Raw genomic sequence first — 16694 nt, 5'->3', positions numbered from 1 at the left:
TTTCGGCTTTCGTTAATAATTTATACCCATCAACTCAGCGATTGACTAACTATGTTTAACTTTGCAAATTTCTACCAATTGATTGCCCAAGACACTCGTCTTCAACCTTGGCTTAATGTGCTTCCGCAACAGCTAACGGATTGGCAAAATGCAGAGCACGGTGACTTTGGTCGCTGGTTGAAAGCCCTGAACAAAATCCCAGCGGGTAGACCGGACAACATCGACATTGTTGATTCTGTCACGATTTCAAACAATGAGCCGATGCCTCAAGGGGAACTTAAAAAGCTAGAAAGCTTACTTCGTACATTCCATCCTTGGCGGAAAGGCCCATACCACGTACACGGCATCCATATTGATACTGAGTGGCGCAGTGATTGGAAATGGGACCGCGTGCTTCCGCATATTTCACCATTAAAGAATCGCAGCGTACTCGATGTAGGTTGTGGTAACGGCTACCACATGTGGCGCATGCTAGGCGAAGGTGCACGCTTAACTGTCGGTATCGATCCATCTCACCTGTTTCTAATTCAGTTCGAAGCAATTCGTAAACTAATGGGCGATGACCAACGTGCACACCTACTGCCATTGGGCATTGAACAACTACCTAAGTTAGAAGCGTTCGATACGGTATTCAGCATGGGCGTGCTTTACCATCGCCGCTCGCCTCTCGATCATTTAGTGCAACTAAAAGATCAATTGGTATCTGGAGGTGAACTCGTATTGGAAACACTCGTGATTGAAGGTGATGAGAATGCAGTACTGGTCCCGACTTCTCGTTACGCGCAAATGCGTAATGTCTATTTCTTCCCTTCAGCAAAAGCCCTAAAAGTGTGGCTAGAATTGGTCGGTTTTGAAGATGTTCGTATCGTTGATGAAAACATCACATCCGTAGATGAACAACGTACCACAGATTGGATGACGCATAACTCTCTACCTGACTACTTAGATCCGAACGACCCAAGCAAAACTGTAGAAGGCTATCCTGCCCCTCGCCGCGCGGTTCTTGTCGCTCGCAAATCATAATTCGCTGAGATTCCTGACATTGTCTTAACTCATTTTACGAGTTAAGACATTACCCTCTTTCCTCGTAATGAGCGAGTTTGTTTTTTGAATCCATTTTTCACGTCAAAATATAAGCACGCTCTAAATAAGGATGCGCTTTTATGCCCTTGATTTTTGGCTTTTCATCACTATTCCTCAAACAATAAGTAATAGAGAAACATTCTTACTTGTGAGGCTTTATCGATATAAGCTAAACTCCTAAAAAATAAACAACTTAATCCAATCCCAAGGTTTTCAATGTTATTACGATTGACCCCGATTGTTGCCATCGCCTTACTATCTGGATGCTCACTAACCAAAGGCGAACAGTACCACCAAGAAACGTTAGCGGCGATTCAAAATTCAGAAGCGAATGTCAATAATCGCATTACCAACCTAGAGCTACAGCTCAGCAACCAATCGGACTATATCGACAGCCTTGAAGAACAAGTCGATAAACTACAGGTTGAACTTCTTACATTTCGCGATGAAGCAATGGCAGAAGTAAAAAAACCGAAAGAGCCGATTATTGTCCAATCTCCCGCTCCTGTGGAACCAACCCCAACTCACGATATTGTCCTTGGCTCTATCGAAAAGGTCACTGTAGAGTCGATTAAGCAAACTTTTGATGCACGTATCGACACTGGTGCCGCGACGTCGTCTTTAAATGCCGTTGATATTGAAGAGTTCGAAAGAAATGGTAAAAAATGGGTCCGATTCCACTTAGCAGACACCAGTAAATCCGAAGAAGAGAAAAGTACTTGGATCGAAGCTCCTGTCATTCGCTACGTCAAAATCCGCCAGGTTACCAGTGAAGAGTTAGAACGCCGCGCTGTGGTAGAACTTTGGGTGCGCGTTGGAAAAATTCATGAAAAAGCGCAATTTACGTTGGCAGATCGCTCACATATGAACCATCCTATTTTACTGGGTAGAGAATTTATGCGCGACATAGCACTTGTCGATGTAAGTCGTACCTATATCCAAACGGACGAAGATAAAAAATAATAAGGTAGATTATGACGTCAAAAATACCGTTTTACCTTTCTATCATCTTATTGGTGATTGCGGGCATTGCTCTGAGTGTTTTCAGGCATGAAAACTACGGCGTGCCTTGGACGCCAGGCGAAACTCGTCAGGTATGGGATGTAGAAGCTCGTATTGAGTTCAATGCTAACGGCAACGAAGTAAAAGCGTCACTTGCAGCACCTCATACACAAAGTGGTTACACACTTATCGGTGAATCTGCTTCCTCATCAGGTTATGGCGTTTCCTACATCAATGACGATTCAGGCCGTCGTGCAGAATGGTCAATTCGCCAAGCTCAAGGGCCACAAACCATATACTACAAAGCCCAGTTCTTAGTAGACCCTCAGGCTAAAGTCACTCCTTTACCGCCAACGGAAGACATTACGCCACCAACGCTATCAGCACCACAAGCAGCAGCGGCAAATGCCCTTATCGAACGTGCGATGAGTCGCTCTGCCGATAATGTGACGTTTACTCGTGAGCTTATCAAAGCGCTTAATGACCCAGATAGCCAAAACTCGTCGCTACTACTGAACGATTTCAGCCGTACTGATGCACTGCATAATATTTTGCTTACCGCAGGTATACAAAGCAAAACCGTCGGTGTTATCGAACTAGAAGATGGTCGTCGACGCCAAACAATTCAACCAATGGTTCAGGTTTGGTCAGGTAAAGATTGGGTACTGTTTTCACCAAAATCCGAACAAAAAGCAGTGAAACCCAACTTGTTAGTGTGGGATGAATCAAACGTATCCTTACTTGACCTTGTTGGTGGTAAAAATAGCCAAGTGCATTTCTCGATGATTAAGCAAGAAATGACACCACAACAAGCTACAAACAACAAAATAGAAGCAGATGGATTACTGAATATTTCAATTCATAGCTTACCTTTGGAAGAGCAAGCGATGTTCAAAACCATCATGCTCATCCCTATCGGTGCTCTGATCGTTGTGTTCTTGCGTGTGATTATCGGCCTGAAAACATCCGGTACCTTCATGCCTGTGTTGATTGCCGTTGCTTTTGTTCAAACTCAACTATTAACGGGTATTGTCGGTTTCTTGCTAATTGTAGGTACAGGCCTGATTATTCGAAGCTATTTGTCTAGGTTGAACTTATTGCTGGTAGCAAGGATATCTGCGGTCATTATTACCGTTATTATGATCATCTCGGTGTTCACCGTTGTTGCGTTTAAAATGGGCTTAACAGAAGGCCTAACAATTACCTTCTTCCCTATGATCATCTTGTCTTGGACGATTGAACGTATGTCAATCCTATGGGAAGAAGAAGGTGCGAAGGAAGTTGCTCTGCAAGGTGGTGGTTCATTGCTGACAGCGGTATTAGTTTACCTTGCAATGACGAACTCATACATTCAACACTTAACCTTTAACTTCATTGGTCTACAGTTGATTGTTCTGGCCGGTATTCTATTACTAGGTACTTACACAGGTTACCGCCTCACTGAGCTACGACGCTTCAAACCACTAGCGGAGGACTAAACGATGTTCGAAAGTTTTACTTCGCCGTCTAAGCTTCGCCATAAAGGCATTATGGGGATGAACAAGCGTAACCACAGCTATATTGGCCGTTACAATGATCGTTCTAAATACCCACTTGTCGATGACAAGCTAAAGACCAAAATTATTGCACAGGCAGCAGGAGCAACAGTTCCTGCCCTGATCGGTGTCATTCATAACCAAGCTGAAGTTAAGACTATCCACAAAATGGTTGAGAACTGGCCTGGTTTTGTAATCAAACCTGCACAAGGTAGTGGCGGTAAAGGCATTCTGGTTGTTACGTCTCACAAAAACGGGGTATATACCAAACCCTCCGGCTCTACAATTGGTAGGGATGAGGTCGAGCGTCACATTAGTAATGCGCTTGCTGGCCTTTTCTCTCTTGGTGGTAAAAATGACGTTGCTGTGGTTGAAAACTTAATCAAGTTTGATGACTGTTTTGATGGCTTCAGTTATGAAGGCGTACCAGATGTTCGGATCATCGTATTTAAAGGTTATCCAGTTATGGCGATGATGCGCTGTTCTACAGCGGCTTCCGACGGCAAAGCAAACCTTCACCAAGGTGCCGTAGGAGTAGGCATTGACATCGCGACAGGTAAAGCCGTCAGAGCGGTGCAGTTCGATCATCCAGTTACTCATCACCCTGATACAGGTAAAGACCTTTCGACCCTTCAAGTACCGCATTGGGAGCGCTTGCTGGAGCTTGCGTCAAGTGCCTGGGAAATGACAGGTTTGGGATACATGGGTACGGATATGGTGCTGGATAAAGATGAAGGACCTATGGTTTTAGAGCTTAACGCTCGCCCTGGTCTGGCAATCCAAATCGCTAATGGTGCAGGCTTGCTTCCTCGTTTGAAACACATAGAGAGCCTTGGTACACCTGCTGAGTATCCAAAACCGATTGAACGCGTCGCTTACGCGGCAGAGCAGTTCGGTGTGAAGCCGTTGTTCTAACCCTCCGACATAATGTTCGTTATTACTCGCCAGTAATTGTCATGATTACTGGCGTTTTTGTTCCCGCATCCAAAAACCTTGCACTTGCTCTCCTTATTAAACACATCCTTCTCATATATAAGTTGAATCAATGATCGAGCTAACAAAATCAACATAGATCGTTTCTTTTCTACTTTGCCTTTTGAGTATGATGAGAGCTCCCCTTACTCAACTTGAGAGGTTGGGAAATGCTAATAAAAGAAACAAATAATGATGAACCAGAGCTTGAAGAACAAGAGAGCTTAGACCAACACCTACAACGCTTGTCTGAGCTTTCTGTCCAAGCACTTGAAGAGCTTGCTGAAATGATCGAAGTCAGGGACGATATTCCAGAGGAATAAACGTCGCTTCCTCATTAAGTTCCGCTAATAAGCCGAGACTGCCGTCCTACAGTCTCGGCTTATCTTATGTAGTTCGAAGCCTGCCTCGCAAACAGATACAAAAACGCCCGCGTTCATTGCGGGCGTTTTGTTAGATTCGAAGTTTACGATTCAAACTCTTCAATCATCTCTTGTGCTTCAGTCTTAGGCTTATCCGTTTGACCAAAACCACGCAGACCAACCACGTGTACGTGTTCGTGATCTTTAAACACCTTACGCACCAGTTTGTAGGTCGTACCTTTCTCTGGGCTGATGTTTTCAGGCGCCGCGATAAGAAGCTGCATATCCAGACGGTCACATAATTCGAACAATGTCGCGATCGATTTCGCATCCAGACGCGCTGCTTCATCCAAGAAAAGCAAACGACAAGGCACAATGTCTTTGCTGCGTAGACGACGAGACTCTTCTTCCCAGCTTTGCACGACCATCAGAAGGATTGACTGACCGGTACCGATCGCTTCGCCTGTTGATAGTGCGCCAGACTCAGCCTGTAGCCAACCATCTGTACCACGGTTCACTTCTACACTTAGCTCTAGGTAGTTACGGTAATCCAGTAGCTCTTCACCCAGAACCTGAGGAGAACGTTGACCCATATCGATATGTGGGTTCACACGTTGGAACAGCTTCGCCATTGCTTCGGAGAAAGTAAAGCGAGTCGATTCAAACAGGTCTTTGTGCTGCTCTTGCTGTGTCGCTAGACCGTTCAGTAGCACTTCGTGACTTTCGCGGATCTTCACGTTTAGACGTACGCCCTTCACCTGACCAAACGAGATGTTCGACAGGCCTTGGTTCAGCATACGAATACGGTTTTGCTCACGCTGAATCGTCTTCTTAATGATGCTCGCTACTGACTCAGAGCTGATCGCTAAGCGGTTTTCACGTTGGGTTAGCTCTTCCGTTAGACGCGCTAGCTCAACTTCCATCTCTTCGATCGCTTCAACTGGATCATCAGTACGGATGATATCCTGACGAATGCGCTCGCGAAGATGTTGGTAAACCGCGATGTAGAACAGAACTTTACGCTCTGGACGTGCATTGTCTTCTGATAGACGCAGCGCATCACGCAGGTCGTCATTGTTCGCAACCGCGAGACGCAGCGCACCCAATGATTTATCCGACATTGAACGCAGTTCATCCGCTGACATATAAGCCAGTTCACGCTTGTGTAGACGACGCTCAACATCGTTCTCACGCGCCAGACGAAGTACTGAACACCAGCCAGCTTTCGCTGCAACCACGAACGTACGTAGCTCAACGTATTCTTTCTGAACTTTCTTCAGACGTTTCGCCAAGCCTTTCATCTCTAGTTCAGTAGAGGTGATCGTGCGCTCGTATTCGCTCTTACGACTGCGAGACGTGTGTAGACGCTCGTGCAGTTCGTCACGACGACGCATTGCACGTTCTTCCGCACCTTCGTCCGCATTAACACCAAACTCTTGAAGTTCTTGTTTGAACTCTTGAACCGTTTCCAGTTTCGCTTGGTGTGAACTCTTCAATGATGCCAATACTTGGTTGTATTGGTTCATTTGACCCTGCGATTGCTTCAACTCTTCACGAGAGCGAGTACGCATTTGTTCAGCTTGAACCAGTTTAGCTTTTAGCTGCTCACTCAGTTCGCTACTCTTGTTCAGTAGGTCTACTGAATCTGAGTAAGCGAAGTAGTGACGACGTTCAACGAGATCCGAGAGTGCAAAGATTTGCTTCTTAAGATCTTGTAGCCGCTCGTCTGCCGCTTTGTATTCTGCTTCTAGTGCATCGAATTGCTCTGGGTCAGCATCAAGCGCAGACGCAATATTCTCTAATTGCGTGACGGCTTTTGCATGGTTGTTTAAGAAGTTTTTTGCCTCTGCAAGCTGAGCGATTTTCTCTTCTAGCTCATCAAAACGCGCTTGCAATGACTCATCTTCAACAAGCACCATGTGTGACGCTAGCTTGTCCAGAGAAGACAACGCTTGCTTGCTGGTTTGAAGCTGAGAACGTTGTTGTTGCTCTTTCGCATCCAGATCCGCCAACACGCGAGCAATTTGGTTACGCTTATCACGAATAGTTGCCAGTGCTTGTTCTGGATCGGCGTCAAAAGCAACCTGAATGTGGTTAGACACAAATAGGTTAAACGCTTGGTACAAGCGCTGCATTTTCTGAGAATCAAACGCCGCTTTTGCGTGTTTCTCTACCACTTCTTCTCGTTCGTTACGCAGCAACTCTAGACGCTGCTCACGTGCCGCGCGGCCAAACAATGGGATCTCAGGCAAGCGAGAGTAACGCATTTGGCGATCGTTCATACGAACGCAAACCGCGCCCTCTAACTCTTCTGCATCGAACGAGCTGTCATCAAAGGCATCGATGTCACCTTCAATGATGTACAAGTCTTCTGGACAGTCGTCTAGCTCTACCAGTTTCTCTTCGATGCCTGACAAGTCAGAAACAACGATAGCGTGACGAGCCGGACCGTACATCGCACTGAAGTAAGGCGCGTCATCAATCGTGATGTCATCGTAGATCTCAGACAGCAATACACCGCCCAGCGTATCTGCCAAACCTTTCAGGCGAGGGTCGTTTGAACCACCAGGAGAAGCTAGGCGCTCAATCTCAGCGTCTAGCTGGCTACGGCGCTCAGCGAGCTTATCTTTAGCTAAAGACAGCTCCCTTTCTTGTTCAAGGACAACTTGCATGTGGTTCATTACCGCATGGCGATCCTCAAGCTCTTCACCGCTCTGCTCTCTCAGTTTCTCTAGCGCATCGTTCGCCGCAATCCAAGCTGGTGCTATTGCTTCAAGCTTACTGATTTCTGCCACCGCGTTTTGCTCTAGACGGCGCTGTTCACCACGCTGATCACGAACTTCTTCTTGAGCTATCTCTAGTGATTCGATTTGCGTCGCATGACGTTCACGTTCTTGTTCAAACGTAATCTCATCGGTTAGTTCAACGTGATATTGCTTTTTGTATTCAGCAACCAGTTCACGTGCTTGACGCTGCTGGTTAAGGCTGCGTTCGAGATCACGGTGTTGTGCTCGCCATTGCTGTTCGTTTTGTGCGATTTGTTGTGACTCACGCGCTTTCGCAATTGCGGTTTTCGCATGTTCAGACGCGTCTTTGCGCTCAACTTGACCAACGATGCTTTGTACCAGTTTAAGCGCGGTTTCAAACTGCTCTGCCGCTGCAGAAGACATGTCCAGTTTGTGCTTAACCGATAGCAACGCATTGGTGCTTTCTGATTCTTTACTCTTAAGCTCAGAGACAAGCGCTTGAGCCGATTCCGCCGTTAGGCTGTCATCGCCAAGTAGCTGCTTCGCTTTCTCCAGCGCTTGAACTGCTTGTTGATATTGAAGGGCGCGAGTTTGCTGAACGTCAAGAGCTTGCTGGTAATCAGCAAGTTGCGTCTTAAGGCTATCCACCTCTTCTTCTGCAACGGTAGCTTGCTCTTCAGCCATCATCACGCGTTCTTGCGCTTCTTCGACTACCATCATTTGTTCTTCAAGACGCTCGCTCAGCTCTTCAAGATCTTCTTGGTAGCGTTCGATCTTCTCTTGCTGACGCAGCGCGTTTTGCACAAGTTGCAAGTGATCAGAAGCCGCTTGGTAGTCTTGCTCTAAAGAAGATTCTGACTCGATCAGCAGTTCCAGCTCTTCTTGAACGCGGTTAAGCAGATTGTTTTGCTCAATCAAGGTCTCGCGAGAACCAAATAACTCTGAACGCAAAGACAATGTCTGTTCTAGTTTTTTACGGCGCTCGTTGGCATGGCGCATATAGTCCGCCGCCACGTAGTTGGTCGACTCTGTAATCAAGTGTTTGAACAAGTCACGGTCTGCTTGCGTGGTTTTGATCGCTTCTAGCGTCATGCGGTTTTCACGCAGTGCCGATTCCATATCTTGGAACGCTTTCTTCACGCCACCGTTTTGTGGCAAAAGGTAGTCACGTAGCGAGCGTGTAATCGCACTTGAGATACCACCGTAAAGCGATGCTTCAATCAGGCGGTAGAATTTAGAACGGTCACCAGAGTTACGCAGTTTCTTCGGAATCACACCGAATTCAAACATTTGCGCGTGGTAATCCACGATAGAAGAGAACGCTTTGAACTGAACACCTTCAAATTCCGCGATCGATTCTTTTACTTCGTTGATTTGACGTACACGAGCTTGAGTCGCAGATACGCTTTCAACCAAGATATCCGTTGGTTTCACATGGCTTGGAAGACCTTGGATAACAAACGGTTTGATGTCTACCTTCTTATCACGACCCGCAACTTGCTGCAGTTTTACTGCAAACAACAGGCGTTGGTTACGTGAGTTCACCACGTCTAGCGCCGCATAACATGCGCCCGGCTGTAGCTTACCGTACAAACCTTTGTCGCGAGACGATTGGCTGCTGCCTGCTTCTGTCGTGTTACGGAAGTGCAGCAGCGTTTGGTCAGGAATCAATGCGGTGATGAACGCCGCCATTGTGGTTGATTTACCTGCACCGTTACCACCTGATAGCGTGGTGACCAGACCATCGATGTCAAACGTACGGGCAAAGAAGCCGTTCCAGTTGACCATGGTCAGCGATTGGTATTTACCGCGTTCAATCATGCTCATACTTCACCCTCTTCTGTTGTTTCTTCTTGGGCTTGATCGTCTTGATCTTCTTCAGACAATAAGCTGCCTTGGCTTGGCTCTTTGGTGTGCACTACTGCTTCACCATCACGGATCAGACGCAGCTGCGCTTCACGCATGTCATCGCCAATACGTACATCGGCACCAAAGCGGAATACCGCTTCACTGATGCTGAATTTACCGGTTTCACCGATGTTGATGATCATGCCTAGGCGACGCAGACGACGAAGTGACGTACGTACTTTTTCAAACAGCTTTTCTTTATCGAGGTCAGAACCAGTCGCACGGTTCGTCACTAGCTTCATCAGCTTGTTTTCATCTGCTAGAGCAAGCAGTTCGTCGTACAGCTCTTGGTTAGTGAAGATGCCTTCGTGCGCAAGACGCTCTGGGCTTAGATAAAGGAAACACAGTACCTTACCCACCAGCATATCCAGTTCAGAAAGAACACTACGGCCAATCAGAGACGTTGAACGTGGACGAAGGTAGAAGAAACCTTCTGGCGCTTTCACCAATTCGGTGTTGTAGCGTTGGTAGAAAGAAGAAAGCTCAAGTTCGAAATCCGACAACAACGCGTGATTGTCTAGATCTTCACTTGAGATATGACGCCCTGCTCGAAGCATGCTGTCTAGCGCTGGGAACAGAGGGTTAGAAATTGCTTTTGCCAGATTCTCTGACATGTATTCATTAGTATCGGTCGATGACATTCGCTTGTACCTTTGCCCCAAATTCGTTGATTGCTTTCCAGTCTGGTTGAATCGCTTGGTAATCCGATTCTGAATACCCTAGACGTACCGCCTGATCAACGATAATGCGAGCTAAATCAAAATGATGAGTGTAAGGGTGCTGTGCAAGGTAATCTCGCAGTACCACACTCAAATCGATTGGTGTGCCTTGATCTTTATGCGCTTTTAGCATGTCACCAATTCGTTCAGACAACTCATCATTGACTTGTTGAAACTCTTCGTATTCTACTTCCATCGGAACTTGACCCGTGACCTCGTCATCACGCAGTACTAGGGCCTCATCACGAAGGTCGGAAAGCCTCTCCGCATCTGCATAAGTCAGATACCAAGGCGCATCGAAGTAATCTTTGACAGATTGACGCAGACGCGAGCTAAACGCACGATTCTTATCCATATCGATTGCAGTACGGATAAACTTGTGCACGTGTCGGTCGTAACCAATCCAAAGGTCGATAGCTTGCTGGCCCCAGCTTGTGATTCGGTCCAGCTTCATTTGCAGACCAAACAAGGCTTCTTCGATAAACTCCAGCTCAGGGTCACCGTAAACAATTTCTTGAATATCGAGGATCTGAGTTTGCAGTTCATCACTGGCGGCTTGCAGCGTATCTTGAAGTTCACGCAACGTGCTTGATGTTTCTGACAGAAGTGCTTCACAGTTGTTGATCGCTTCGCGCCAGTCTTTGTTAAGCAGGTCAGCAATCTGTTGTTTCACTGACTGTTGCTGCTCATCCATAACACGTTGGTTGAGGTCAATTTGATCGAAAATTTCGCCTACAGAATATTTTAAAACACCGTATACGTTTTTCTTCCAGTGACCCGGTGTGCCACCTTTTTGTGCTGCCTCAATCGCTTTCGCCATTTCATCCGCTACCATGGATAGCTGGATAGATAGACGCAGTTTTGAGAACTCACGATGACGCACGTAGTAGTCGGTTATTCCTATCGCTAATGGCGACAAGCGGTAAATGCTCGCTCCGTCAGTAATTTCACTGACAAAACGGCTCATAAGACGCTGCTTAACCATCTCGTTGATCGCATTGTTCGCACGAAAAGCGGAGGCTTCGCCGGTCTCATCAAATAGTCGAGTGACGATGGCAAATGCATCATGCAGTTCACCTTCACCCAGTTCTTCATCGAACCTTTCATTACTCAGTACGGCAATGGCTATCAAAAATGCCAATCGCTCTGTGGTCAGGTTCAACGAGAAATCGTGCTGCTTAACCCAGCCAACCAGCTCATCGATTGGTTGCTCTGCAGCATTGAGAGTCATCTCACTCATTGTTATTCCTGTTTATCGTTCTTTTTAGCCCACACATGAATGTAGCGGCCTAATGAGAGGTATGGCTCTTGTCGACAAAGTTGTTTTTCTAGCGCCAACACATCTTCAAACTCGTAATCACCCATGTATTCCATATTGCCTATGTAATCACTAAATGAGCGAATACCAGATTTGCCACAAATATTAAAACCTGAATTTTCTATCCACTGGTAGACTTCTTCAGGTTTTAAGCCTTTTTGCGGCTGTAGTTTAAATCTTTTTCGGTGAGGCATGCCGTCTAATATATGAGGAATGTTGCCACAAACTACGTTTTTATAGACTAAACCGTGGTGGTTGTAGAACATGACTGATGCGATGCCTCCCGGTTTTACTTGTTCTAGAACTGTTTCAAGTGCGGCCTTAGGATCAACCAGCCACTCCATCACAGCGTGGAACATAACCAGATCGACCTGTACATCCATATGTTCACCGATGGATTGGACAGGCGAATGAATCAGGCGATACTGCTCAAGCAAACCGTTTTTTTCAATATCCTGCTTAGCCAACTGCAGCATTTCCGAAGATAGATCACATAAAGCGATTCGATGTCCGAGCTTAGCAAGCTTTTGCGACATTTGTGCCAAACCACCACCAGCGTCCAACACTTCTAGGGGTTGCTGGTCAGCATCTAATTCACTTAGAATCTGTAGAAAATCTTCCCACACAATGATTTGGCGGATCTCCCCTTTATCGGAGCCGTAAATATTTTTTGCAAATTTGTGGGCGATATCGTCGAAATTGCGGTCTTCTGTCACTTCTGCTGAGTTATCATAACGGATTGTGCCGCTATTCTGGCACAAGGAAAGCAGGAATAAAGAGGGATACCCTCATTTTTATTATCAATTGATGTTTTTTCGGACTATTTATGTATGTTTGAGCTGAAAAAAGTAGTGTCAGCCATGCTTATGCCCCTTCCGGCATTGCTGCTGATAGGCTTGTTGGGTCTTGCTCTCATTAGTTTTACTACAAAACGTAAAACTGGCTGCTTCGTTGTTCTATTCTCTTTTGTTGGCATTTTTCTTGTTGCCTTCCAACCTGTTTCAACCAAGCTTCTTATGCCGTTAGAGCGAGAGCATAAAGCCTTTTTGCCAGTTTCTGGCACCATCGACTACGTGATGGTTTTAGGGAATGGTCATGTTATCGATGACGAAATTCCACCCACCTCGCAGTTAAGCCGTGCAGCATTAATGCGCTTAACTGAGGGCATTCGTATTTTAAGAATGTATCCAGGCGCGAAATTAATCTTATCCGGCTATGCTGGTGGATCTGAAATTAGCCACGCGCGAATGATGGCGAACGTTGCCCTTGCGTTGGGCGTCGCGAAATCCGATATCATTTTATTAGAGGATGCAAAGGATACATGGGAAGAGGCACGTCAAGCGGCTGCATTCGTTCAGCAAAAGGAGATTGTGTTAGTCACCTCTGCAAGCCACATGAGCCGTGCATTGTATGAGTTCAACGCAGCAGGCATTAAACCAATCCCAGCCCCGACCAACTTCTTAGCTATTAGCGAGATAAGTCAACCTTGGGATAAATACTCACCTAAAGCGCGTTACTTAGAACAAACAGAGCTTTATTGGCATGAGTACTTGGGCAGTATTTGGCAAAGGTTGCGTGATACTGTCGGCCAAACACCAATGGTTGAAGCAAACTAGTATTATCTTGAAGCCACAAAAAAGGAGAGCCGAAGCTCTCCTTTTTCTTTTTACGATTTAGTTATGTTCCAACTAGTCACCAGCAAACATATAGCCTTCGCCGTGTACCGTTACAAAAATCTGTGGGTTCTTAGGATCGAACTCCATTTTTGCGCGCATACGTCGAATAAGAACATCAATGGTGCGGTCATTCGGCGCATCCACTCGATGACTGATCATGTTCAAAATACGCTCACGACTTAACACTTGGTTAGGGTAAGACGATAATGCCACCAAAAGTTCATACTCTGCTTTAGTTAGTTTTACTGGCTCACCGTTGCGGCTAAGTGCGCGACGTTGAATGTCGAATGTCCACTCCCCAAAGCGCACAATGTGCTCTTCACTGGTTTCATTCGCTTTCGAGCTGCCACTACGCGCTGCTGAAATACGCCACAGCAAGTTTTTAACGCGAACTAACAGCTCTCTCAGTTCAAAAGGTTTTGTCACATAATCGTCAGCACCCATTTCTAGGCCTACGATTTTATCAATGCTATCCGTGCGTCCTGTTACTAATATGATACCAATATCCGATTGGCTACGTAACTCACGAGTAAGCATCAGGCCGTCTTCACCAGGCAAGTTAATATCCAGCATGATCAGGTCTACATCGCCCGCTTGCAAAACTTCACGCATTTCCGCGCCACTCTCTGCTTCGCTGACTTGGTAGCCCTCATTTTGGAAATATCCCGCAAGCTTACTACGAGTTACAACATCATCTTCTACGACTAATACGTGATAGCTCATTTACACCACTTTTCTGTCTTCTTATTATCCAAGACGTATTCTATTCATAACTAGTAACATTTCTAGTCATAGATACATTAAAACGCAAGATTTAGCGTTTTTATTGATTCAAAACAAGCTTGCCCATTGCTATTAATAAACGGTCATTTTTGACCATAAAACATAACAATTATAGTTACTGCTATTCATTTTAATTGATTACACTTAGGGGATATCCCTAATTGACTTTGTGATGCATGACTTGAAGCATCATTCAGGAGCCCAAAATGCAAGAAGTGAAAGCTTTTAATGAAAAACGCGCTGAAATTTACTGGTGGTTTTCGAGCTTGTTCGCAAAAGAACTAACAGAGAAAGAATTGGAAGCCTATCACAGTGTTGAAATTCGCAGTTTTCTCGCAGGTTTAGGTGAAAATGAGTCGCTGAAACCAGCTGTTGATAGCCTAGTTGATGCATTGAATCGGTTACAAGATCGTGAAGATGCACAACTAGAGCTTGCAGCTGACTTTTGTGAACTGTTTTTGAAGACAGAAAAATACGGCGCTCTTCCTTACGCATCCATGTACATTGGTGAATCAGGTTTACTGAATGACAAGCCAGCTGAGGAAATGGAAAAGTTGATGGCTGAATTTGGCGTTCAAGTAGACGAAAACCTAAAGGAACCTGCGGATCACTTAGCCGTTGAGCTCGACTTTCTCGGGAACATGATTATCCGCTCAAACGAGCTTGAACAAGAAAAACACATGGAAGAAGCCTTCGTTAAACAAAACGACTTTATCCAGCAACAATTGATGTCTTGGTTACCTCAGTTTTCAGACAAATGTAAAAAATTCGACGAATTTGGATTTTACTCGAGTGTCGCGAAACTATTAGTTGCATTTTGTAAACTAGACAGCGCCTACCTTCTTGGTGAATAATTGCCGCCTATTTTTAGGGAGCCTGCCTATCGGGCTTCCTGTATGCCTGAAAGTGACCAATTGTAAGTAACTTGGGTATAATATTCGTTTGCCTTAACTTAGCGCAAAGACGCTTGGTTATTTAGCAGTCAAAATGTGACTTCAAATACACAAATCTCTTGCTGAAAACATTGCTAGTCAGTCCACATAGGGCTAAAATGTGAGCGCAAACGATTAAATATGATTTATATGTAAACCGCTGAAATATAGCGGTTTTTGTGTTTTCTTAACAGGTTGATGGCAATTTCTCATCAGATAGAAAAAAGATAAAATTCATCGACCGATGCTGCTACGTACCCTTTTGTCGCACTTGGATCAACCGCTGCCGAGACACTTAGCGCCAATTTTATATTGCTAGGTGTGAAACCATTAGAGCATCAGGTACATCCAATACGACATATTTCAGTAGCTCGATACAGGACACCATTTATGGCCACGATAAAAGACGTTGCTCGCTTAGCCGGCGTTTCCACTACGACAGTTTCGCACGTTATCAATAAAACGCGTTTCGTTGCAGAAGCAACGCAAGAAAAAGTAATGAAAGCCGTTGACGAGCTGAATTACGCGCCAAGTGCCGTTGCACGCAGCCTAAAATGCAACTCAACTCGTACGATTGGCATGTTAGTAACTCAATCAACTAACCTATTTTTCTCAGAAGTGATTGATGGCGTTGAGAGCTACTGTTACCGCCAAGGCTATACTCTGATTTTATGTAACACAGGCGGGATTTACGAAAAACAACGCGATTACATTCGTATGCTGGCTGAAAAGCGCGTTGATGGCATCCTAGTGATGTGTTCTGACTTAACCGAAGAACTAAAAGAGATGCTTGACCGTCATGCGGACATTCCTAAAGTGGTCATGGATTGGGGCCCAGAGAGCTCACAAGCAGACAAGATCATGGATAACTCAGAAGAAGGTGGCTACATTGCAACCAAACATCTGATTGACAATGGTCATACGGATATCGCTTGTCTAAGCGGTCATTTTGAAAAGCTTGCTTGCCAAGAGCGCATTGCAGGTTTCCGTCGCGCAATGAGTGAAGCGAACCTAGCTGTAAATGAAGACTGGATCCTTGAAGGTAACTTTGAATGTGATACGGCCGTATTAGTTGCAGATAAAATTACCGCAATGGACAAGCGCCCGACGGCGGTATTCTGTTTTAACGACACAATGGCTCTCGGCCTAATGAGCCGCTTGCAACAAAACGGGATCAAAATTCCTGAAGATATTTCAGTGATCGGCTACGACAACATCGAGCTTGCGGAATACTTCTCTCCACCGCTAACGACTATCCACCAACCTAAACGTCGTGTTGGTAAAAATGCATTCGAAATTCTACTTGAGCGTATCAAAGATAAAGAACACGAAAAACGAATTTTCGAAATGCAACCTGAGCTTGTAATTCGAAATACTGTGAAAAAAATGAACTAAATTTCACTGTATTTAACACGGTTAAATAAGCGCTCTACAGGGGCGCTTATTTTTTTGGAAAAATTAAGCATTCTCTAATACTTCACACCACTCTAATAACAATTGACTAACGTTAACTCCCTGTTTTATATAAATGTAATATATATTAAGAACTCCTTTTCAAAGGCCAATTTGCACCTTTCCATGGCTTTGTTGCGTAATTCAGACGAGAAACCAAACCTCCTAAAGTTGAGCGACTTTTATACAATATACTGAGTTTCAG

General features: G+C 45.2%; 13 protein-coding genes. 8 read left to right on the top strand and 5 right to left on the bottom strand.

The annotated features are described in order from the left end of the window. The first annotated feature begins 51 nt into the window (after nt 1–51). From cmoB to R7Z10_RS08400, 5 genes are all read left to right on the top strand, one after another. Complete coding sequence (cmoB, locus tag R7Z10_RS08420; RefSeq protein ID WP_005387902.1) at nt 52–1023, top strand: tRNA 5-methoxyuridine(34)/uridine 5-oxyacetic acid(34) synthase CmoB; 972 nt, start codon at nt 52–54, stop codon at nt 1021–1023. Nucleotides 1024–1299: 276 nt separating this feature from the next. Next, nucleotides 1300–2046, top strand: coding sequence for an ATP-dependent zinc protease (locus R7Z10_RS08415; protein ID WP_005378391.1), 747 nt, complete (start codon nt 1300–1302; stop codon nt 2044–2046). Nucleotides 2047–2057: 11 nt separating this feature from the next. Continuing rightward, nucleotides 2058–3563 (top strand): inactive transglutaminase family protein, encoded by a 1506-nt coding sequence (locus R7Z10_RS08410; protein ID WP_005378389.1) that lies wholly within the window; start codon nt 2058–2060, stop codon nt 3561–3563. A gap of 3 nt (nt 3564–3566) precedes the next feature. Then, complete coding sequence (locus R7Z10_RS08405; protein ID WP_005378387.1) at nt 3567–4535, top strand: alpha-L-glutamate ligase-like protein; 969 nt, start codon at nt 3567–3569, stop codon at nt 4533–4535. Between the two features lie 227 nt (nt 4536–4762). Beyond that, nucleotides 4763–4915 carry a hypothetical protein gene (locus tag R7Z10_RS08400; RefSeq protein ID WP_005378381.1) on the top strand — a complete coding sequence of 51 codons (153 nt, stop codon included), beginning with the start codon at nt 4763–4765 and terminating at the stop codon, nt 4913–4915. Between the two features lie 143 nt (nt 4916–5058). On the opposite strand, the gene mukB is transcribed toward R7Z10_RS08400, so the two are convergent. From mukB to cmoM, 4 genes are read right to left on the bottom strand one after another with little or no spacing between them, the layout of a single operon-like run. Then, nucleotides 5059–9522 (bottom strand): chromosome partition protein MukB, encoded by a 4464-nt coding sequence (gene mukB / locus R7Z10_RS08395; protein ID WP_064376628.1) that lies wholly within the window; start codon nt 9520–9522, stop codon nt 5059–5061. Nucleotides 9523–9524: 2 nt separating this feature from the next. Then, entirely contained in the window at nt 9525–10250 is a 726-nt protein-coding gene (gene mukE / locus R7Z10_RS08390) for a chromosome partition protein MukE (protein WP_064376612.1), read from the bottom strand. After that, complete coding sequence (mukF, locus tag R7Z10_RS08385) at nt 10231–11568, bottom strand: chromosome partition protein MukF (RefSeq protein WP_017634722.1); 1338 nt, start codon at nt 11566–11568, stop codon at nt 10231–10233. The genes mukE and mukF overlap by 20 nt, the downstream gene beginning before the upstream one ends. A 2-nt stretch (nt 11569–11570) precedes the next feature. Next, complete coding sequence (gene cmoM / locus R7Z10_RS08380) at nt 11571–12362, bottom strand: tRNA uridine 5-oxyacetic acid(34) methyltransferase CmoM (RefSeq protein ID WP_025998624.1); 792 nt, start codon at nt 12360–12362, stop codon at nt 11571–11573. A gap of 114 nt (nt 12363–12476) precedes the next feature. Between cmoM and elyC the strand changes: the two genes are divergently transcribed. Then, nucleotides 12477–13262, top strand: coding sequence for an envelope biogenesis factor ElyC (elyC, locus tag R7Z10_RS08375; protein WP_005387893.1), 786 nt, complete (start codon nt 12477–12479; stop codon nt 13260–13262). Nucleotides 13263–13334: 72 nt separating this feature from the next. Here elyC and torR read toward each other — a convergent pair whose 3' ends face one another. Then, nucleotides 13335–14045: a two-component system response regulator TorR gene (torR, locus tag R7Z10_RS08370; RefSeq protein ID WP_005378370.1), complete on the bottom strand. Its 711-nt coding sequence runs from the start codon at nt 14043–14045 to the stop codon at nt 13335–13337. 266 nt (nt 14046–14311) lie between these two features. On the opposite strand from torR, the gene torD reads away from it, so the two are divergent. Both torD and purR read left to right on the top strand, forming a co-directional pair. Next, nucleotides 14312–14959: a molecular chaperone TorD gene (gene torD, locus R7Z10_RS08365; RefSeq protein ID WP_005378369.1), complete on the top strand. Its 648-nt coding sequence runs from the start codon at nt 14312–14314 to the stop codon at nt 14957–14959. Nucleotides 14960–15427: 468 nt separating this feature from the next. Beyond that, on the top strand, nt 15428–16432 hold the full coding sequence (gene purR / locus R7Z10_RS08360; RefSeq protein ID WP_005378368.1) for an HTH-type transcriptional repressor PurR: 1005 nt from the start codon (nt 15428–15430) through the stop codon (nt 16430–16432). The last annotated feature ends 262 nt before the right edge of the window (nt 16433–16694 follow it).

Origin of the sequence: Vibrio sp. Vb1018 (assembly GCF_033338775.1) — a bacterium.
Lineage (GTDB): Bacteria > Pseudomonadota > Gammaproteobacteria > Enterobacterales > Vibrionaceae > Vibrio > Vibrio alginolyticus.
This window is presented reverse-complemented; position numbering and strand designations above follow the sequence as displayed.

What these genes read in the sequence shown, in the direction of transcription:
- cmoB (WP_005387902.1), top strand. Translation starts at nt 52, where the DNA reads ATGTTTAACTTTGCAAATTTCTACCAATTGATTGCCCAAGACACTCGT.
- R7Z10_RS08415 (WP_005378391.1), top strand. Translation starts at nt 1,300, where the DNA reads ATGTTATTACGATTGACCCCGATTGTTGCCATCGCCTTACTATCTGGA.
- R7Z10_RS08410 (WP_005378389.1), top strand. Translation starts at nt 2,058, where the DNA reads ATGACGTCAAAAATACCGTTTTACCTTTCTATCATCTTATTGGTGATT.
- R7Z10_RS08405 (WP_005378387.1), top strand. Translation starts at nt 3,567, where the DNA reads ATGTTCGAAAGTTTTACTTCGCCGTCTAAGCTTCGCCATAAAGGCATT.
- R7Z10_RS08400 (WP_005378381.1), top strand. Translation starts at nt 4,763, where the DNA reads ATGCTAATAAAAGAAACAAATAATGATGAACCAGAGCTTGAAGAACAA.
- mukB (WP_064376628.1), bottom strand. Translation starts at nt 9,522, where the DNA reads ATGATTGAACGCGGTAAATACCAATCGCTGACCATGGTCAACTGGAAC.
- mukE (WP_064376612.1), bottom strand. Translation starts at nt 10,250, where the DNA reads ATGTCATCGACCGATACTAATGAATACATGTCAGAGAATCTGGCAAAA.
- mukF (WP_017634722.1), bottom strand. Translation starts at nt 11,568, where the DNA reads ATGAGTGAGATGACTCTCAATGCTGCAGAGCAACCAATCGATGAGCTG.
- elyC (WP_005387893.1), top strand. Translation starts at nt 12,477, where the DNA reads ATGTTTGAGCTGAAAAAAGTAGTGTCAGCCATGCTTATGCCCCTTCCG.
- torR (WP_005378370.1), bottom strand. Translation starts at nt 14,045, where the DNA reads ATGAGCTATCACGTATTAGTCGTAGAAGATGATGTTGTAACTCGTAGT.
- torD (WP_005378369.1), top strand. Translation starts at nt 14,312, where the DNA reads ATGCAAGAAGTGAAAGCTTTTAATGAAAAACGCGCTGAAATTTACTGG.
- purR (WP_005378368.1), top strand. Translation starts at nt 15,428, where the DNA reads ATGGCCACGATAAAAGACGTTGCTCGCTTAGCCGGCGTTTCCACTACG.